The organism is Halosolutus gelatinilyticus (assembly GCF_023028105.1).
Lineage (GTDB): Archaea > Halobacteriota > Halobacteria > Halobacteriales > Natrialbaceae > Halosolutus > Halosolutus gelatinilyticus.
In genome coordinates, this window is sequence record NZ_CP095491.1 from 1,659,275 (window position 1) to 1,677,212 (window position 17,938).

Sequence of the window (17,938 nt, forward strand, 5' to 3'; positions counted from 1 at the left end):
TGCCATACCGCTGTCGTCCTCGGCGCGGCCGACCGATGCCGGAGGCCACCGTTCGATCGAGGTGTCTTCGACGACGAGGCTCTCGGCGCTCAGGTGATTCTCGCGTCGAGCACGACGTGTTCGACGCCCGCGCTGTGACTCTTCACTCGTCGACGGTCGAGGATCTCGAGCGTTCGATCGACGTCGTCGACGGCCCGTTCGAGTCGCGATTCCGGCCGCTCCCAGAGCACCGGCTCCGGCGTCGCCTCGTGATAGTGGACGACGCCGCCGGGAACGAGCGCCTCGATCGCGGCGGGGAGGAAGGTGTGCGCCTCGTTCGACCGGGTCCCGTGGTCGTTCGTCGACCGATCCCCGACCTGTCCGTCACCGTCCGTCACCTCGTCCGAATCGCTGCGCCCGTAGTAGCCCATGACGATCCGATCGGCCTCGAGGTCGCCCGCGAGGTCGCGGCAGTCGGCCATGTAGGCGTCGATCCGATCGGCGACGTCGTTCAGCATCGCGTTCTCGACGAGGTATCGAAAGGCAGTCGGGTTCAATTCGGTCGCGGTCACCCGCGCGCCGGCGCGAGCCATCGGCAGCGCGAAGTAGCCGATGCCGGCGAACATGTCGAAGACGCGTTCGTCGTCCCCGACGAGATCGCCCATTCGTGCTCGCTCGGCCTGGTTGCCCGGCGAGAACATCACCTTCGCAGGGTCGAGTCCGTAGCGGGTGCCGTGTTCGACGTGAACCGTCTCGGTGTCCCGCTCGCCCGCGACGAGCCGCGTCCGGGGCTCCCGGTAGGTGCCCGCGGTCCCGTCGTTCGCGATCCCCTCGTCGGCCAGCACGCTGTCGGCCTCGCCGTGTAACTCGAGCAGTGCCTCGCCGAGGTCCGTCTCGTCGGGACACTCCTCGGGAATCGTCACGAGGGCGACGGAGCCGATCACAGCCCACGACCCCGGCACGCGCTCGCGGTCGGCCTCGCTCCACCCTCGCTCGGCCAGCAGATCGGCCAGATCGCGCGTTCGAGGTTCGGGATCCAGTTGCCGCACTACCTCGAGCACCCGCGTCTCCGCCGGCGGTTCGGTCACGGGAAGGGCGACCCGATCGGGACCGTCCTCGCGCACGCGTCTGGAGTCGTCGTAGACGCCCTCGACCCGAAGCGACTCGATCGCGGTTTCGGTGCGGTGTTTCTCGACGATCGCCGCCAGCGGCGCGTCCGCGTTCGCGTCGGGGAGCGACGGCTCGAGGTCGTCGTCTGGCCTAAGATCATCTGATCGACCCCGCTCGTCGTCTCGATTTCGATCGGCGTCGTCAGGCATCGCTCTCGCTGCTCGCGTACGGGTCGTAGGGGGCTGATTCGTCCGCACCGTCGCCCGCGTCCGGATCGGGGTCCGGAAGGATGTGGAGGCCGGCGCGGCTCTTCAGGACTGGCACAGTCTCGGCGTCGGGATCGAAGTAGTCCGGCCGCGCGACGGTCGTCGCCCGGTAGGTCTCGGGGTCGAGCACCTGGACGGCGTTCTCGTCCTCGACGGTGACGACCGTCGTCTCCACCGCGTCGCCGGTTTCGCCGAGCCTGCGCGCGTCGGGCGAGTTCCCCTCCTCGTAGCTCGCCTCGTACCGATCGCCGGTCGTCACGCGGACGCCCTTCAGGTTCCCGCGGGCGCTGCGGACGAGGACGGGGCCGCCGTCGTCGTCCGCGAGGTCGATCACGTCGCCGGGAACGTACGGCGGCAGGCGGACGGCGAACGTGACGCGGTAGACCTCGTTGCCGTCCTCGTCCTCGGTGACGAGGGTCTCGGCGTCGTTGACGGTGCCGCCGAACTCCTGGATCATCTTGTTCGCGATCTTCTTGCCGATCTTGTTGGTCGAGACCTTGATGTTCAGCCCGTCGGCGACCTCGCCCATCTCGGTGACGAAGGCGTTCCGATCGCCCGTCGCTTCCATGTCGGCGACGACCGCGTTCGCGATCTCCTTGGCTCGATCCATCTCCGCCTGGGTCGGCGTCCGATCGTCGGCGCGGATCTGGACGATGCTGGCGTAGTAGTCGCCGGCGATCCGGCCACAGCGGGTGCAGGTCTGGCGGGCGATCCTGACCGGCACCGTCACCTGTTCCTCGACCGGCGTCCCGCGCGCGACGCCCGTGAAGTAACAGTGCATCCGGATCGTGTTCTGGTCGACCTGTTCCGGTTCGACCTGCCAAGCGACGTCCGTGACGTCGACGTGGACGCCCAGCGCCTCGCTCACCTCCTCGATCGCGACGTCCGTGTAGTCCTCGGCTCCGACGTCGACCCACCGGTTGCCGCGGTGGACCGCGCCGCACTGGGCGCAGACTCGGACGTTGATCCGATCTGGCGCGTCGACGAAGTCGAAGTCCTCGAAGTAGCACTCGTCGCAGAGGTCGACCTCGGTCCCGGGTTGCAGGGGGTCGGCAGCGCGCCCGTCGTCCGCGTCGCTCTCCGACCGGTCGGGCACCGGATCGCCGCAGCGGGGACAGAAGGCTCGCGACTCGCTCATTATCTCCGGTTGGTGACTGACGGAGTTAAACGGCGCGCTCTCGGCGCCCCGGTCGATCGAATCGATCGAATCGGACGACGATCGTCACGCGTTGTCGGCTCTCGTTCGCCGAAGCCACCCGAGGGTCAGCGCGCCGCCGGCGATCCCCGCACCTGCGGTGAACCCGGGGACGGCGTCGTTTTCCTCGCCCTTGGTCTCGGTTTCGGATCGCGTCTCCGACGCTGTGATCTCGCCGTTCTCGCCCTCGGATGCGTTCGCCGTTCCATCGTCGCCGTCTGATCCCCCGTCACTCGCGTCGTCCGTCTCGTTCCCACCGGAACCGTCCGTCTCCGAGTCGTTCGTCCGTTCGCCGTCGGTACCGTCGTCGCCGCTTCCGTCGTCCGCGGTTTCGTCCGATTCGCTTCCCTCGTCTCCCTCGTCGGCTCCGTCGTCCGCGGATCGGATCGCGAGCAGAGTCGTGGCGCTGGCGTAGAGCGTCCCGTCGGCGAGCGCCAGGGTGGGTTCCTCGGTCGGATCGTCGGTTCCGATCGCCCACTTTCGTTCCCCGGTTTCCTCGTCGATGGCGTAGACTCCGACCTCTGGCTCGGGCATGTTGTCCGGCCCGTAGGTGTCGCCGTTGATCGAGAGGCCGGCGTAGACGGTCCCATCGCCGACGATCGCCGACTCGACGTGATACGTGTTGACCGGCGTCTCCCAGTCGCGTTCTCCGGTTTCCCGATCGTACCCGTACACGTCGAACGTATCCCGGGCGTAGAAGCGCTCCTCGGCGATCGGTCCCGGCGTGAACGGCTCTCGCTCGCTGCTTGCGAGCTTCTCGCCGGTTTCCGCGTCGTACAACGTCGTGTAACCTCTCGGATTCATCGCGTACGGGTCCGAATCGACGCTGCCGATCGCGACGACGTCGTCGGTCGCAACCGGGTAGCTGACCTGCCTGGCGTTCGGCGGCGCGAAGCGGCTGTACTCCTCGTCGCCCGCCGGCTCGTCGTCGGCCCAGCGTACCGATCCGTCGGCAATCTTGAGCGCGAACGCCGTCGACTCGCTCGCGGCGAACACCGCGCCGTTGCCGGCCGCGACCGGCTGTTCGTACAGGGCGTCGCCATCGGGATCGAACTCCCAGGCGAATTCGCGATCAGCCAGATCGACGGCGTAGAGGACGCCGTCGGCGACGGTGAACGCGTGGCCGTCCGCGACGGTCGGCGACGGAATCGCCTCGTCGTAGCCCGGATCGAGCTGGCAACAGATCTTCCCGGTGTCCGGATCGATCGCCGTCAGCCGCTCGCCGCCGACGATAACCGCCTCGGTGGTGACGGTTGGCGTCCCGCTCGCGCCGATGTTGTGTGTTGTCCACTCAACGGACCCGTCGTCGCCGTCGAGCGCGTGGACTTCGCCGCCCGTCGTGAGGTAGACGGTTCCGTCGACGGCCGCGACCGGGCCCACGTGCTCGTACTCCCAGGCGACCTCGGCCGCCGGGCCCACGTCGTCCGCCGGCGAGACGATGGGGTTGTTTCCCGGACCGCCGCCCAGAGAGGACCAGCCGTCCGCCTCGGCGGTCGATTCGTCGGCGCGATCGGCGCTCGCGGCGCCAGTCGCCAACACGCTGCCGGCCACCGCGAGTCCGGTGTACTTCAGCACGTCGCGTCTGCCGTGTTCGATCATGCGACAGAACGTCGCCGTTTCCGTCAGTTAGCTATCGTGACGGTAGCACCGTTTCCGTCGTGCAACGGAAGTGTGCTGTGACTGTTCGTGTCGCCGCAACGATCCGTCGAAATCGCCGGCGGTTCCTTCGCGTCAGATCGCGTCAACGCTTCTCACGATCTGACAACTCTACACGAAATCAAGGGGTTGGACGCCACCGTCGAACGCGTCAGCCGCCCGTCAGACGCCCGTTGACACGGCCGCGTCAGACGCGGTCGCGTCCCCCTGTCTCCAGACGAAACGAGGGGGTTCATCGAACGGACACGTTTCCGACCGGCGCGACGAGACGCTCGTTTCGACTCCGCGACGCGTTCCGGAATCGGCGCGCGTCAGGACGCTTATTTCGCTGGGGTTCATAGAACGAATATGAACTGGCAGCCTGACTGGGGGCTTCGTGGGCGGATGTTCCTGACGATGTTCCTGCTGTTCGCCCTGTACATCGTCTTCGCCGGCGTGATCACCACGTACGTCGGCGGCGGAATCTTCGTCTTCGCGCTGTTGTTCGGCGGGATGTCGCTGGTGCAGTACTACTTCAGCGACACGCTCACCCTCAAGACGATGGGGGCGAAGACGGTCACCGCCGACGAGCACCCCCAACTGCACGCCTCGATCGAACGGCTCTCCCAGCAGGCCGACCTGCCGAAGCCGAAGGTCGCGGTCATGGACTCCTCGGTGCCGAACGCGTTCGCGACCGGCCGAAACCAGCGCAACGCCTCCGTCGCCGTCACGACGGGCCTCCTGCAGACGCTCGATCAGGACGAACTCGACGGCGTCCTCGCGCACGAACTCGCGCACGTGAAGAACCGGGACATGATGGTGATGACGATCGCCTCGTTCCTGTCGACGATCGCGTTCATGGTCGTCCGCTGGGGCGCGTTCTTCGGCGGCGGTCGGAACCGGCAGGGCGGCGGCATCGTCGTCGCGATCGTCGCCTCGCTGGTCGTCTGGATTATCAGCTACCTGCTCATCCGGGCGCTCTCCCGGTACCGCGAGTTCGCCGCCGATCGAGGCGCGGCCGTCATCACCGGCAAACCGTCGGCGCTCGCCTCGGCGCTCATGAAGATCTCCGGCGAGGTCGACAAGGTCCCGGACAAGGACTTACGCGAGGAGGCCGAGATGAACGCCTTCTTTATCATCCCACTGAAGTCCGGGATCGTCGGCAAGCTCTTCTCGACGCACCCGTCGACCGAACGCCGCGTCGAACGACTGCGTCAGCTCGAGCGCGAGATGGAAGGCTTCTAACCGATCGGTCGTGAGCGGGATACGTCGTCGATCACACCCGTCGCTCGACTCATCGTCGCTACCTGATCTATCCGGGCGGTTACTTATCCCGAACGGCCGGGCTTATCCGGCATGGTCGAACCGATCGGTCACGTCGCGGCGGCACTGCTGTTCGCGGTCCCCGCGTGGTTCCTGTGGGGGCGCCGCCCCGCGGTCACGTTCGCCGCGCTAACGCAGATGACGGCGCTGCTCCCCGACGTCGATGTCCATCTCCAGCGGTATTTTGCGCATCCGCTGCTCCAGCACCACGGCGTGACCCACACGGTACCGTTCGTGCTGATCGTGGGCGTCATCTTCGGCGTCGGTGCCGCGTACTGGTTGACCCCCGTGTTGAACGCCAATCGGCTGATCCACAGCGACTCGATCGCGCCCTCGACGACGTTCGTGTTCACGACGGCATCGTTCTGGGCCGGAGGTCTTAGCCACATCTTCGTCGACCTGCTCTCCGCTGCACCGGACGCGGCGATCGCTCCCTTCTGGCCGCTGTACCGCGGTGACATCGTCCTTCAGATCGTCGCCTACGACTCGACGCCGGTGAACCTCGGACTGATCGCCGCCGCGATCGTGCTCCACGCCGGACTCTACCGGACGGAGCGGTATCCGTACGAGACGCGCTGGGGGGTCGATTGACGACGCGACGTGATGAACGGTCGAAACCTTTTTCTTCACCCGCCTCGAATTATCACATGAGTTTTTGTAGAGAAATAAAATCGCAGCGATTTTCTACGCATTCCCTGTAGCTATCTCTCCGGCGCTCGCACGATCGATTTCGGACGTTCGTGCGACGCCGACGGAGGACTCCATTCATGACCGACGCCCCTTCACGAGACGCCGCCGAGACGAGTACCGATTCCCGAGCCGAGTTCGACTCGCTCGCCGACCCCGAGCACCTGCGGGGTTGCGATGGCGTTCGATACCAGGAGACGACGCGCGTTCACGGGGACGAGGACTACTGTATGGCCGACAAGGACGGCGCGGCTGCGGTCGGCGTGATGACCGCGGACGGGCGGGTGCTGCTGGCGACCCACCGGGAGGAATCCGTCGCGCTGCTGCCGAACGCCCACGTCGAATCCGGGGGTGACTGGGTGGCCGCTGGCTACCGCGCCGTCGAGCGGATCGTGGACGTCCCGATCGCGATCGAACGCCCGGTCCTCGTCCGATCGATCGAGCACGCCGTGCAGGGGCGCGACGAACTCCACACCACGAGTCACACGGTCGTTTTCGAAGCCTCGCCGCGATCGGCGGCCCGGGCGGCCGACCTCCCGTCCGGCGGCACGTGCACCTGGGACGGCGGGTGGTTCGAGTCGTTCCCCGAGTCGGGGCGCGACACGCCGACGGCTCCCGCCGCGGACGTTCGATTGTTCCTCGACTGACTGCTGGAGCAAATGAATACCTTTCAAAGGATCGCCCTCGAAGGGAGAGGTATGGGATTGCTGGACGGTCTCCGCGCCGTCCTCGGCTTACGCGCCGAGGCCGACGCCACGCGCGACGCCGACCCCGACGACCTCTTCGGAATGAGCACCGCCTACATCACGATGGAAGCCGATCTCGGCTACGAGTCGCTCGACGTCGGCGCCCTCTGTTTCTCCGGCGTGGACTCCCGAAGCTTTCGCGACACCGTCGACGAGGTCGAAGCCATCCTCGAGGCGGGCCGCGAGGAGACCGGCACCGAGTTCTCGGTCTCGGCGGACGACCACGGCTACCACTGGGTCGTCCTCGAGGACGACGATCCGGAGGACCTCATCACGAGCCTCCACTTCGCCGCGGACACGTTCATCGAACGCGACTACGGCTCGCGGCTGCTCGCGGCCGTCTTCGCGTACGGACACGGCGATGGCGGCGGAACCGCCGATGGGGGCGGGACGGCCTACTGGATCTACTCCTTCCGTCGCGGCCGGTTCTACCCCTTCGCACCCCGGCCCGGCCGCGAGCGCGACTCCAGCGCGGAGTTTAAACTCGAAGCGGCGCTCGACGGCGAACTCGAGATCGAACGCGAGAAGGAGTACTGGTACCCGTTATGGCCGAGTCGGAGCGGCACCCACCCCTGGGAGTAACGGCGTTGCGGGGCACGCCAGCGGTGGCCGCGATCGTCGGCGACGGATCGAACGGCGCTCGATGCCAAACTGTGTTGGAGACACAGGTATCCCTCTTCCGCCAGTACGAAGGTGTACGGTAGGACGGTTCGACGCCACATCATCACTTCATCATCCATCCGCCGTCCTACCCGCACCCCCTACTTTCAATCGCCTCCAGCGTGCGGTTTCGACCGCGTCGATCCGTTCGACCAGTGCGATCTCGGTCCGACTGAGTCGGACCGGTTTTACCCCCGCGCTCGGTACACGTGAACGGTGACCGATTGGAACCAGTTCAAGGGCGACCGCGCGAACGCGGGCGTCCGACGCGACCTCGACGGACCGCGACGCGTCGAAGAACGCTGGCGGGTCGATCTCTCCGGACCGATCCGATCGTCACCGGCGCTCGATCGCGACACCGTCTACGTCGGGACGAGCGTCGGCAATCTCTTCGCGCTCGACCGGGAGACGGGGCACCGCCGATGGGTGTTCGAGACGTTCGCAGCGATCGACGCGGCGCCGGCGGTCACGGACGACTCGGTCTACACGGGGACGGCCGACGGCACGATCCGTGCGCTCGACCCCAGCACCGGCGAGTTGCGCTGGGAGACCGAGCTTCCGGGGGACCTCACGACCTCCCTGTCGCTGGCAGACGCAGGGCTGGACGACGAGCGGCTGTTCGTCGGCCACGCCAACGGGACGAGTGGGACGGGACTGTCGGCGATCGACGCCGACACCGGCGAGATTCTCTGGTGCCACGAAACGGACGGTGAGATCGCCGGCTGTCCGGCGATCGACGACGAGCGCGTCTACGTCGGGACGGACGCGGAGACGGTCCTCGCCGTCGCGATCGACACTGGCGACCTCGAGTGGGAGGTCCCCGCCGACGGCTCGATCACCGACGGACCGACCCTCGCCGACGGGCTGGCGTACGCCGGCGACGACGCCGGGACGCTGCTCGCGCTGGACGCCGAGACCGGCCAGACGTGGTTCACATACGGGATCGACGACGTGTTCACGTCGTCGGCGACGGTCTTGCCCGAGGAGGAAACCACCTTCGTCGGCGCCGCGGACGGCTACCTGCACGTGACCGACACCACGTTCGGCCGCCGCAAAGTCCGGGGCTGGCTCTTCTCGAAGAATGGGATCGCGCTCGACGGCTCGGTCCGATCGAGTCCCGTCGTCGCCGGCGATATCTGCATCGCGGGGGACGAAACCGGCTCGCTCTTCGGGATCGACGCCGCGGAATTCGACTTACTATGGCACTTCGCGGTCGAGGGCGCCGTCAGGAGCACGCCCGCGATCGCCGAGGAACGACTGTACGTCGGCAGCGACGATGAACGGCTCTACTGCCTCGAATGGGGTCCCGACGAGCCGATACCTTGAGCCGCGATCGGGCGGCTCACCGCGGCGGATCGGACCTCGACCCCGCAACTCCCTTTTCGTCCGTTTCGTTCGTCGATCGTCGACCGTCCCCTTCTCTGGTAAACGTTCGTCCTTGCTGACCGATTACCCCGACGCCGGCGGGCACTTTCACTTCCACTACCCTGTTAACGAGGGTTTATGAGGGGTCCGGCATAATGACCTGGTATGCCAGACGCAGACCTCGAGACCCTCCCCGGTGTCGGCCCGGCAACGGCAGACAAACTCCACGACGCGGGCTTCGACTCGTTCCAGAGCCTCGCCGTCGCCTCGCCGTCCGAACTATCGAACACGGCGGACGTCGGCGAGTCCACGGCCGCGGACATCGTCCGCGCCGCCCGTGACGCCGCCGACATCGGCGGATTCGAGACCGGGTCGACCGTTCTCGAACGCCGAAACGAGATCGGCAAGCTGAGTTGGCACATCGACGAGGTTGACGATCTGCTCGGCGGCGGCATCGAGACCCAGTCGATCACCGAAGTCTACGGCGAGTTCGGCTCCGGCAAGTCGCAGATCACCCACCAGATGGCCGTCAACGTCCAGCTCCCGAAGGAGGTCGGCGGCCTCCACGGCAGCGCCATCTTCATGGACTCCGAGGACACTTTCCGCCCCGAGCGGATCGACGACATGGTCCGCGGCCTCCCGGACGCCGCTATCGAGGCCGCGCTCCAGGATCGCGAGATCGAGGGCGCGGTCGACGACGAGGATGCGCTCGAGGCGCTCGTCGAGGACGTCCTCGAGAAGATCCACGTCGCGAAGGCGTTCAACTCCAACCACCAGATGCTGCTCGCCGAGAAGGCGAAGGAACTCGCCAGCGAGCACGAGGACTCTGAGTATCCCGTTCGCCTGCTCTGCGTCGACTCGCTGACCGCTCACTTCCGCGCGGAGTACGTCGGCCGCGGTGAACTCGCCAATCGCCAGCAGAAGCTCAACAAGCACCTCCACGACCTGGACAAGGTCGGCAACCTCTACAACACCGCCGTTATCGTCACCAATCAGGTCGCCTCGAACCCCGACTCGTTCTTCGGCGACCCGACCCAGCCGATCGGCGGCAACATCCTCGGCCACAAATCGACGTTCCGGATCTACCTCCGCAAGTCGAAAGGCGACAAGCGGATCGTCCGCCTGGTCGACGCACCGAACCTCGCCGACGGCGAGGCAGTCATGCGGGTCGAAAACGGCGGTCTGAAACCGGAATAATCCGCTACTCGTCGCGTTTCGCGTATCGATTTTCGTCCGCTCGATCACGATCGCTGAGCGCCTCGAGCGAGACGTTCCCGGTCGTATCGGCGTCGACCGTGACCGTGACCTCGTACCCGGCGTAGTCGAAGCGAACGCTCCCGGCTCGGTGCCGCCCGGTGCGGGTCGGCGCGAACAGTTCGTCGAGCGCTTCGGAGTCGATCACGTCCCACAGCGGCGGCAGTGAGAGCGGGTCGCAGTCCTCGGCGTCACTCACGGCGCTGACGATCGTTCCGGTTACCGAGTCGGGTTCGCGGGCGTCTGCCGTCAGCGGGTGGACAATCATCGAACCCTATACGCTAGTCGACGATAAATAGCTGCCTGCAAGCTTCACGAATCGATAATTTTCCGGTCCGCGGACGATCCGAACCGATGAACGACGGATCGAACCCGTCTCGCGTACCGGGACCAGCGGTTCGGACGGCGGTCGAGTTGGGCGATCGATCGCCGAGCGATCAGTCTTCGGTCGTCGTCTTCTCGACGTCGAGTTCGCCCTGGTAGATCTCGGCGCCATCCTGGGCGACCTTCTCGGCGAGGACCGCACACTTGACGCGCATCGGCGAGATGTCGACGCCGAGCATGTCGATGACGTCGTCGCGGTCCATCTCGAGGAGTTCGTCGACCGTCTTGCCGGCCAGTTTCGTCGAGAGCATACTCGCGGACGCCTGGCTGATCGCACAGCCGTCGCCGGAGAAGGCGACCCGTTCGATCGTCTCGTCGTCCTCGTCGAGACGGACGTCCATCCGGATCTCGTCGCCGCACATCGGGTTCTCGCCGACGTGCGTAAACGTCGGATCCTCGAGTTCCCCGTAGTTCCGGGGGTTCTTGTAGTGGTCGAGGATCTGCTGTCGGTACATATCCGAGCCCAGTCCCATCGTTGGCTTCGAGTACGGCCGGTCCACCGAAAAGGGTTCCGACCGGTTCGGCGCGGTACCGGCCCGTCCGATCGCTCCTCGTCCGGTCTCGGTAGTCGTCTGTTCGACGAGAAGCGATCGAAGACGTCGCTGCAACTCGGTCGGCTCGAGCGGTTGGTGGTCGATGCTGCTACGTCGACCCCTAGTCGAGATCGATCGGGGGTTCAGGTGGCAGGCGCCGACGATGACGACCACGCCGACGATCGCGACGACGAGCATCGTCCGAGTCACCGACAGTCCCAGCACGGTCGCGGAGACCAGCGCAACCGCGAACGCGGGCGGAACGATCCCGAGCAGGAGATCGTACCGATTCGCCGCGGCGAGAACGTCGACCAAGGCGTCGAACGAATCCCGTTCGGGACGGCCGATAGTGTTCTCGTACATGCGTTCTCACCTCGGCGATAGCCAGTACGAGCGCCCGACGGAAACTCATTCGCGAGTTTATCGTTGTTGTCGTCGATCGCGGTCGCGGGCCGGGGAGCGACGACGGCGGACGGACCGGTTGCCCACCGTCACGTCTCCCCTGCGATCTCCGCGTCGAACTGCGCGACGTACTCGCGGACGAACGCCGCCCGATCGGCCGCGAGGTCCCGCCCGACGTCCGTGTACATTCGCTCGGGTAACGCGAGGATCTTCTTGTGGACGTGGTTGTACTGCGTCGCGCCAGCGGTCGTCTCGTCGTCGGCGAGCGGGATCGCGGGATCGTGGATCGGGTCGCCGAGTTCGGCACCGTAGGCGAACACCCGGGCGATTCCCACCGCGCCGAGGGCGTCGAGGTTGTCCGCGTCCGAGAGGAGCTTCGCCTCGATCGTCTCCGGTTCGACGTCGTTCGAGAACCGGTGGGCGCGGATGCAGTGTCGGACCGCGTCGATCGTCCCCTCACCGGCGCCGAGTCTCCGCAGGATCTCGCTCGCTTCCCGAGCACCCCAGACCGCGTGGTCGTCGATCTCGCCGCGATCCTCCCGCGATCGGCCCACGTCGTGCAGGAGGGCGGCCAGCGTCACGACCCGGTCGTCGACAGGTTCCGGGTGGCGATCGCACAGCATCTCGGCGATCGTTTCGACCCGCTGAACGTGGCGCCAATCGTGGGCCGGCGACGCGTCGTCGAAGTACGTTCGAGCGCGGCGGCGGACGTCCTCGAGCATGGCCGTCGTGTTTCGCCACCGGGCGAATAAACGCTCCGTTCATGTCCGATGAAGTCCGGGGAAGGATGGGTGTATCAGCCGTTTCGCTCGGTGTTCGGACCGCCCCGTTGCGAACGCGCCCGATCGACCATCTGTGATCTCGTCGAACTCGTCGTTCGGGGCGCAGATATTCTTCGGGCAGGTACTCGTCCGCGTTGCCCTCGGTTCCGCCGCCGGGAACGCGATCGATCGCGGGTCGTGCGGAGAGAACGACGAGTGATCTTCCTGAGCGCCCGCTTCGCCGGAAATTCATTCTCCACCTCTTCTATACGCTCGGCATCAAATTCTAATTATCTGTCAACGAAGAAATTTTTAAATACCATTACTATAATGTAGAACTTGTTGGAAAATATGAAGCTCAACACTCGACGAGGTTTCTTGAAAGCGACGTGTGCCGTCACCGGACTCGGTCTGGCGTCATCCGCGTCCGCCCGATCAGATAGCGACCAGTCGTCCGAGGGGTCGTTATCGAACTTCGAAGTAACCGGTACAAAGACGGTGAAAGTGACGTTCAACAAGAATAGATTCGTCATCAAAAAGGCGTACGAGAGTCCGGATCTGAAGGAGAGAAAAGGCAGTACTACATTCACGAAAAAGAAGCGCATCGATCGGCCGGCACCGAAAGAGGACGACCTCCCGCTCCGCGGAAAGCGAACGACGACTGAACCGTGGCACACGTACATGGCGACGGAGAGCGAGTGGAAAACGATCTCACAACGACGACGAATGACCATCGGTCAGGAGGACGTCTCCGCGCAACACAGCCACCCGCCCGAGGAAGACGAGCACTGCGGGATCGGCGTCTGGGATTACGAACAAGACGGCGAGGATTACTACGTGAAGTCCCCGATGAATATCGTGTGCAAGGGGTACGACGTCGAAGACGTGGAAGATATCATCGACGACGAAGGGTGGTACGACGAAGACGACTACAGTCTCTCGTGGAAGCGATACGCGTGGGATACGGATCGAGAGCTGTTCGTCGGCCCCGACAACGAACCGCAGGGCGAGTATTCACACGCCGTTAATAAACGAGTCGGGTGGCTAGGCCGAAAGCACGCGAAGTTCTGGGAGTTGGAAGACGGAATCGTCACCATTCAGGCCCACGAAGACGGATCGTTCGACCATAGCACCGGGCTGGAATACGACCCCGGACGGGAGGCGATCGTCGATATACTCACGAGCAACGGCGGATCGTACGACGGTACCACGTATCTAAATAATAGCAAGAAAGACCACTCGGGATACGCTACGGTTATCGAAGGTGATTTTGATTCGATTAACCGGAGTTGCTAGCGTACGAGTGGCCGGTTCAACGCCCGGTAGATGATAGATAATCACCACCGGGCCATCGCTTAGAGAGGGTTTTTATACTATTTTCCCGTATCTGAATATATGGTTGACAAAGTACGAGAAATAGCCGCAAGCGCAGTACTGCTTTCCATCGCTGGCTACGCCGTGTGGCCGTGGGGAGGCGGCCCCTGGCGGCAGGTGATGCTACGCGTATACGAACCCCTGAACGGCGATCTCGAGGTCGCGGTGTTGCTACTGGCGGTGAGTGCGGCTATCGGTTTCGGAATAGTGATGGGAAGTCGTATTCGACTGTCCGATCTCGCGACCGGCGGCGTCCTCGCGTACGTCTTCTGGATGGCAGTGCTGTTTCTCGCGGTATCGCTACACGAACCGCTCCTGCCGATTATCACCTACGGACTCATGCTCGTCGGCGCTCTCTTCGGCGGCGTTATTGCGACGGTCGTCGGCAACAGAACGGGCGTCGATCCCACCACGAAATCGTCCTGACTCGCCTTTCGAATCGGGCGCAGTGCATCTTTTCCGACCGTCACGACGAATAGCTCGATCGGTGACACGCGTCGACGGTCGATCGCCAGGGCGAAACCGACGCAGGCCTCCGGTTCTCCAATAGCTATTGCTCTTGTCCGGAAATGCGCACGTATGCGAGTCATCGACGCGGATCTGCTCGTCACCGGTCGGGACGAGCAGCCGATCGACGGCGGGCGAGTCGTGCTCGCCGACGACGGGACGATCGACGCCGTCGGGACGCAGGAGGACGTGGACGCGCCGGCGGCCGCCGACGTCGCGTCGTACCCCGCCGTCGTCCCGGGGTTCATCGACGCGCACGTGCACCTCCAGGGAATGCGCGAGATGGACCCGATGACGTGGGTCACGGAGTCGTCGGAACTGGGGGCCGCGCGAGCGACCGCGGATCTCCGGCGACTCCTCGGGGCGGGGTTCACGACGGTCCGGGACGTCGGTTCGACGACCGGCCTGGCCCTCCGGCAAGCGGTCCGGGAGGGAACGATTCCGGGGCCGCGGATCTTCACCAGCGGCCGCACTATCAGCCAGACCGCCGGTCACGGCGACGCCCACTTCCTCCCCTACGAGTGGGTCGCCGACGGCGGCGCCGCGCTGTCGACGCTGGCGGACGGCGCCGACGAGTGCCGGAAGGAGGCCCGCAAACGCATCCGCGAGGGCGTCGACGTGCTGAAGATCATGACCACCGGCGGGGTGCTCAGCGAGAAGGACGCCCCCGATCAGAGCCAGTTCACCGACGCCGAGGTGCGAGCGTTGGTCGAGGAGGCCCACCGCGTCGGCATCCCGGTGGCCTCCCACGCGCAGGGCGCACCCGGCATCAAGACGGCGCTTCGAAACGGCGTCGACACGATCGAGCACGGCTTCTACCTCGACGAAGAGTGTCTCGAACTCTTCGACGAGACGGGCGCCACCTTCGTCCCGACGCTGTCGATCATGCACCGACTCGTCGAGCACGGCGGCGACCACGGCGTCCCCGATTACGGACTCGAAAAGGCTCGGGAGGCCCGCGAAGCGCACTTCGACGCCGTCGAACGCGCGTACGAGGCCGGCGTTCCGATCGCCACCGGAACGGACTTCCTCGGCCCCGAACTGGTCCCGCACGGCGAGAACGCCCTCGAACTGGAGCTGTTCGTCGACGGGGTTGGAATGGACGAACACGACGCGCTTCAGTCCGCGACGCGGATCGCCGCCCGAACGATCCCCGCGGACGACGTCGGGGTTCTCGAACCGGGTAACCGCGGCGACCTGCTCGGACTCGGGAGCGACCCGATCGCGGACATCGGCGCAGTCCGCGACGTCGAGGCCGTGTACGTGGACGGCGGACCCGCTCGCTGGTAACGCAGCCGGAAGAAATCGATCGTCGGGGAGCCGCTCCTCACACTTCGTCGATAGCCTACGCGAACAACTGTCGGGCGTCGTCTAACGCCTCGACCAGCGTGTCGACCTCCTCGCGCGTGTTGTACACGTAGAACGAGGCGCGGGCGGAGGCCGGAACGCCGAGTTTGTCGTGCAGCGGTTGGGTGCAATGGTCGCCGGCGCGGATCGCGATCGTGTGGTCGTTCAGGATCGAGGTCAGGTCGTGGGCGTGGACGCCGTCGAGGTTGAAGCTGACGAGGCCGCCGCGATCGGGGCCGCCCTCGGGGCCGTAGATCTCGACGTCGTCCTCCTCCTGCAGTCGATCGTAGGCGTAGGCGGCCAGCTCCTCCTCGTGGGCCCGAATCCGGTCCATACCGATGGCTTCGAGCCAGTCGATCGCCGCGTGGAGGCCGACGGCCTCCGCAATGGGGGGCGTTCCGGGTTCGAACTTCCAGGGAAGGTCGCCCCACGTCGACTCCTCGAAGGTGACCTTGCGGATCATGCCGCCGCCGTAGAGGTAGGGATCGAGATCTTCGAGCAGGTCCCGCTTGCCGTAGAGGACGCCGATGCCGGTCGGGCCGGCCATCTTGTGGCCCGAGAAGGCGTAGAAGTCGGCGCCGATCTCCTTCACGTCGACCGGACGAGTGGGGACCGCCTGGGCGCCGTCGATGAACGAGAGCGCGCCGTGGTCGTGCGCGAGGGCCGTCAGTTCGGCGACGGGGTTGACCGTGCCGAGGGTGTTCGAGACGTGGACGGCGGAGACGATCGCGGCGTCGTCGTCGATCAACTCGCGGGCGTGATCCATGTCGAGACGACCGGTATCGTCGATCCGGATGTACTCGACGTCGGCGCCCGTCCGGCGGGCGATCTGCTGCCACGTCACGAGGGAGGCGTGGTGTTCCATCTCCGTGAGGACGACCCGATCGCCGGGGCCGAGTTCGTTCAGCCCCCACGAGTAGGCGACCAGGTTCTCGCTTTCGGTCGTGTTCTTCGTGAAGACGACTTCCTCGCGGCCGTCGGCGCCGATGAAGTCGGCGACCCGATCGTGGGCCTCCTCGTAGGCGGTCGACGCCTCTTGGCTGAGGTGGTGGATCCCCCGGTGGACGTTCGCGTTGGACTCGCGGTAGTAGTCGCTCATCGCGTCGACGACCGGGTCCGGCGTCTGGGTCGTCGCCGCGTTGTCGAGGTAGACGACCCGCTGGCCGTCGAACTCCCGCTCGAGGATGGGAAACTCCTCGCGAATCGCCCCGACGTCGAGGGGCTCGAGCTTCTGTTGACTCATTACCAGCTAGGAGGGACGCCAGACAAAACACTCCTTCGGTCCACGCGCCCTTCCGTCACGGTCCGTCTCCGCCGTTACTGGCCGTTGGCAGGCCTCACGGCCGCCGTCTCGAGAATCGAAAAAGTCGGGTAGGGGTACTCGGCAGGGGACGGCGCCTGTGTTCCCTGCCGTGCGTACGAGTACCACACTCGCGCATATACGTCTGTCGGCGATCCCGTCGCGATCACTCCCGGACTTCGAGCATCCGCGACTCACAGTCGTCGCAGGTGATCGCGTACACCTCGTAGGAGCGACAGCAGGACTCGACCGTCTCGGCGTCGACCGAGATCGAGCCGCCGCAACTCGGACAGCGCTCGACGAACGCCCGCAGGCCGCTCGATAGCTGGCTGCGTTGGTCGAGGGGACGCGAGCCCCAGTCGGGCAGGCGATCCCCGAGCACTCGCGAGGCGGCGACGTCGGCGATCAGCGCCGCCTCGGACTCCCACCGAGCGGCCGACCGGCCGTCGACGCGGGCAGTGGCGCGATCGGTCGAGCCGACCACCGTCACCCGCTCGGGATCGATCTCCAGGAACGCGGCGACCTCCGACTCGACGTCGGCGTCGCGAACTGATTCGATCTCGGCCCGCCACGCCTCGCGGAGCTCCTCGTCGAGACAGAGGTCCTCCGTCCCGTCCCCGGCGAGACAGGGCGCGATCACGTCGCGTTCGAGGAAGTACGCCTCGAGATCGACCGGTTCGACGGGTTCGCCCGCGTCGGTCTCGCCCGCCGACGCCGATCCGGTCTCACTTCCGCCGGTCTCGATCGCCGGGCCGCCCGGTGCGGGCTCTTTGTCGAACTTCGCGAGCAGCCGGTCCGGAAAGTACCGCTTCGTCAGCGTCGGCGTCCCCGGAACGAGGTAGCCTCGGAGGTAGATCGCGGCCAGCGAGAGCCCGAACGCGATCGGCGCGGCTAGGGGCGAGACGACGGCGACGGCGGCCGCGAGCGCGACGGCGATCGCCACGTTGACGATCGTACACGGCGTGCAGCGGTTCTCGCCCGTGTACTCGGGCTGTCGGAGTCGATCGAGGGTACGGAAGCGTTCTACCATATCGGTTTCGTTCGCGTCGATCGACGAAAACAATTGGCGTCGGTCCGGGATCGAGGGCGATCGCTCGACTACCCGGCGAT

General features: G+C 65.8%; 17 protein-coding genes and 2 pseudogenes. 10 read left to right on the plus strand and 9 right to left on the minus strand.

Annotation, left to right across the window (positions count from 1 at the left end; genetic code table 11):
• Window positions 1-89 precede the first annotated feature (89 nt).
• From MUH00_RS08265 to MUH00_RS08275, 3 genes are all read right to left on the minus strand, one after another.
• Window positions 90-1,298: a class I SAM-dependent methyltransferase gene (locus MUH00_RS08265; protein WP_247003618.1), complete on the minus strand. Its 1,209-nt coding sequence runs from the start codon at window positions 1,296-1,298 to the stop codon at window positions 90-92.
• Entirely contained in the window at window positions 1,291-2,493 is a 1,203-nt protein-coding gene (locus MUH00_RS08270; protein ID WP_247003619.1) for a 60S ribosomal export protein NMD3, read from the minus strand. The genes MUH00_RS08265 and MUH00_RS08270 overlap by 8 nt, the downstream gene beginning before the upstream one ends.
• Before the next feature lie 84 nt (window positions 2,494-2,577).
• Window positions 2,578-4,149, minus strand: a complete 1,572-nt coding sequence (locus tag MUH00_RS08275; RefSeq protein WP_247003620.1) for an outer membrane protein assembly factor BamB family protein — start codon at window positions 4,147-4,149, stop codon at window positions 2,578-2,580.
• A 405-nt stretch (window positions 4,150-4,554) separates the two neighbouring features.
• On the opposite strand from MUH00_RS08275, the gene htpX reads away from it, so the two are divergent.
• From htpX to radA, 6 genes are all read left to right on the plus strand, one after another.
• A complete protein-coding gene (gene htpX, locus MUH00_RS08280) occupies window positions 4,555-5,430 on the plus strand; it encodes a zinc metalloprotease HtpX (protein WP_247003621.1) in 876 nt (291 codons plus the stop codon).
• Window positions 5,431-5,541: 111 nt separating this feature from the next.
• Window positions 5,542-6,099, plus strand: a complete 558-nt coding sequence (locus MUH00_RS08285) for a metal-dependent hydrolase (protein ID WP_247003622.1) — start codon at window positions 5,542-5,544, stop codon at window positions 6,097-6,099.
• A gap of 176 nt (window positions 6,100-6,275) precedes the next feature.
• A complete protein-coding gene (locus MUH00_RS08290; RefSeq protein WP_247003623.1) occupies window positions 6,276-6,842 on the plus strand; it encodes a hypothetical protein in 567 nt (188 codons plus the stop codon).
• Window positions 6,843-6,893: 51 nt separating this feature from the next.
• Complete coding sequence (gene pspAB / locus MUH00_RS08295) at window positions 6,894-7,523, plus strand: PspA-associated protein PspAB (RefSeq protein ID WP_247003624.1); 630 nt, start codon at window positions 6,894-6,896, stop codon at window positions 7,521-7,523.
• Window positions 7,524-7,817: 294 nt separating this feature from the next.
• Window positions 7,818-8,927, plus strand: a complete 1,110-nt coding sequence (locus tag MUH00_RS08300) for an outer membrane protein assembly factor BamB family protein (RefSeq protein WP_247003625.1) — start codon at window positions 7,818-7,820, stop codon at window positions 8,925-8,927.
• A gap of 204 nt (window positions 8,928-9,131) precedes the next feature.
• Window positions 9,132-10,163 carry a DNA repair and recombination protein RadA gene (radA, locus tag MUH00_RS08305; RefSeq protein ID WP_247003626.1) on the plus strand — a complete coding sequence of 344 codons (1,032 nt, stop codon included), beginning with the start codon at window positions 9,132-9,134 and terminating at the stop codon, window positions 10,161-10,163.
• Window positions 10,164-10,167: 4 nt separating this feature from the next.
• Here radA and ddfA read toward each other — a convergent pair whose 3' ends face one another.
• The 4 genes and pseudogenes from ddfA to MUH00_RS08325 form a co-directional block, all read right to left on the minus strand.
• Window positions 10,168-10,488: a DdfA family disk-determining factor gene (gene ddfA / locus MUH00_RS08310; RefSeq protein ID WP_247003627.1), complete on the minus strand. Its 321-nt coding sequence runs from the start codon at window positions 10,486-10,488 to the stop codon at window positions 10,168-10,170.
• A gap of 169 nt (window positions 10,489-10,657) precedes the next feature.
• Window positions 10,658-11,077 (minus strand): Fe-S cluster assembly sulfur transfer protein SufU, encoded by a 420-nt coding sequence (gene sufU / locus MUH00_RS08315; protein ID WP_247003924.1) that lies wholly within the window; start codon window positions 11,075-11,077, stop codon window positions 10,658-10,660.
• Between the two features lie 258 nt (window positions 11,078-11,335).
• Window positions 11,336-11,500 (minus strand): annotated as a pseudogene (locus tag MUH00_RS23325) (DUF8015 family protein); the annotation flags it as partial.
• Between the two features lie 128 nt (window positions 11,501-11,628).
• Complete coding sequence (locus MUH00_RS08325) at window positions 11,629-12,261, minus strand: HD domain-containing protein (protein ID WP_247003628.1); 633 nt, start codon at window positions 12,259-12,261, stop codon at window positions 11,629-11,631.
• A gap of 390 nt (window positions 12,262-12,651) precedes the next feature.
• Between MUH00_RS08325 and MUH00_RS23170 the strand changes: the two are divergent.
• The 4 genes and pseudogenes from MUH00_RS23170 to MUH00_RS08340 all read left to right on the plus strand — a co-directional run.
• A pseudogene (locus MUH00_RS23170) lies at window positions 12,652-12,696 on the plus strand (twin-arginine translocation signal domain-containing protein); the annotation flags it as partial.
• 108 nt (window positions 12,697-12,804) lie between these two features.
• Window positions 12,805-13,596 carry a hypothetical protein gene (locus MUH00_RS08330; protein WP_247003629.1) on the plus strand — a complete coding sequence of 264 codons (792 nt, stop codon included), beginning with the start codon at window positions 12,805-12,807 and terminating at the stop codon, window positions 13,594-13,596.
• Between the two features lie 99 nt (window positions 13,597-13,695).
• On the plus strand, window positions 13,696-14,100 hold the full coding sequence (locus MUH00_RS08335) for a hypothetical protein (RefSeq protein WP_247003630.1): 405 nt from the start codon (window positions 13,696-13,698) through the stop codon (window positions 14,098-14,100).
• Window positions 14,101-14,253: 153 nt separating this feature from the next.
• Entirely contained in the window at window positions 14,254-15,471 is a 1,218-nt protein-coding gene (locus tag MUH00_RS08340) for a metal-dependent hydrolase family protein (protein WP_247003631.1), read from the plus strand.
• A gap of 55 nt (window positions 15,472-15,526) precedes the next feature.
• Here MUH00_RS08340 and MUH00_RS08345 read toward each other — a convergent pair whose 3' ends face one another.
• Window positions 15,527-16,771 carry an aminotransferase class V-fold PLP-dependent enzyme gene (locus MUH00_RS08345; protein ID WP_247003632.1) on the minus strand — a complete coding sequence of 415 codons (1,245 nt, stop codon included), beginning with the start codon at window positions 16,769-16,771 and terminating at the stop codon, window positions 15,527-15,529.
• Window positions 16,772-16,994: 223 nt separating this feature from the next.
• Window positions 16,995-17,858, minus strand: coding sequence for a DUF8054 domain-containing protein (locus tag MUH00_RS08350; RefSeq protein WP_247003633.1), 864 nt, complete (start codon window positions 17,856-17,858; stop codon window positions 16,995-16,997).
• Window positions 17,859-17,938 lie beyond the last annotated feature (80 nt).

Bases quoted from the DNA above. Each gene is read 5' to 3' on its own strand.
- MUH00_RS08290 (WP_247003623.1), top strand. From the start codon at position 6,276: ATGACCGACGCCCCTTCACGAGACGCCGCCGAGACGAGTACCGATTCC.
- sufU (WP_247003924.1), bottom strand. From the start codon at position 11,077: ATGGGACTGGGCTCGGATATGTACCGACAGCAGATCCTCGACCACTAC.
- MUH00_RS08275 (WP_247003620.1), bottom strand. From the start codon at position 4,149: ATGATCGAACACGGCAGACGCGACGTGCTGAAGTACACCGGACTCGCG.
- MUH00_RS08325 (WP_247003628.1), bottom strand. From the start codon at position 12,261: ATGCTCGAGGACGTCCGCCGCCGCGCTCGAACGTACTTCGACGACGCG.
- MUH00_RS08350 (WP_247003633.1), bottom strand. From the start codon at position 17,858: ATGGTAGAACGCTTCCGTACCCTCGATCGACTCCGACAGCCCGAGTAC.
- htpX (WP_247003621.1), top strand. From the start codon at position 4,555: ATGAACTGGCAGCCTGACTGGGGGCTTCGTGGGCGGATGTTCCTGACG.
- MUH00_RS08340 (WP_247003631.1), top strand. From the start codon at position 14,254: ATGCGAGTCATCGACGCGGATCTGCTCGTCACCGGTCGGGACGAGCAG.
- radA (WP_247003626.1), top strand. From the start codon at position 9,132: ATGCCAGACGCAGACCTCGAGACCCTCCCCGGTGTCGGCCCGGCAACG.
- MUH00_RS08285 (WP_247003622.1), top strand. From the start codon at position 5,542: ATGGTCGAACCGATCGGTCACGTCGCGGCGGCACTGCTGTTCGCGGTC.
- pspAB (WP_247003624.1), top strand. From the start codon at position 6,894: ATGGGATTGCTGGACGGTCTCCGCGCCGTCCTCGGCTTACGCGCCGAG.
- ddfA (WP_247003627.1), bottom strand. From the start codon at position 10,488: ATGATTGTCCACCCGCTGACGGCAGACGCCCGCGAACCCGACTCGGTA.
- MUH00_RS08270 (WP_247003619.1), bottom strand. From the start codon at position 2,493: ATGAGCGAGTCGCGAGCCTTCTGTCCCCGCTGCGGCGATCCGGTGCCC.
- MUH00_RS08335 (WP_247003630.1), top strand. From the start codon at position 13,696: ATGGTTGACAAAGTACGAGAAATAGCCGCAAGCGCAGTACTGCTTTCC.
- MUH00_RS08345 (WP_247003632.1), bottom strand. From the start codon at position 16,771: ATGAGTCAACAGAAGCTCGAGCCCCTCGACGTCGGGGCGATTCGCGAG.
- MUH00_RS08265 (WP_247003618.1), bottom strand. From the start codon at position 1,298: ATGCCTGACGACGCCGATCGAAATCGAGACGACGAGCGGGGTCGATCA.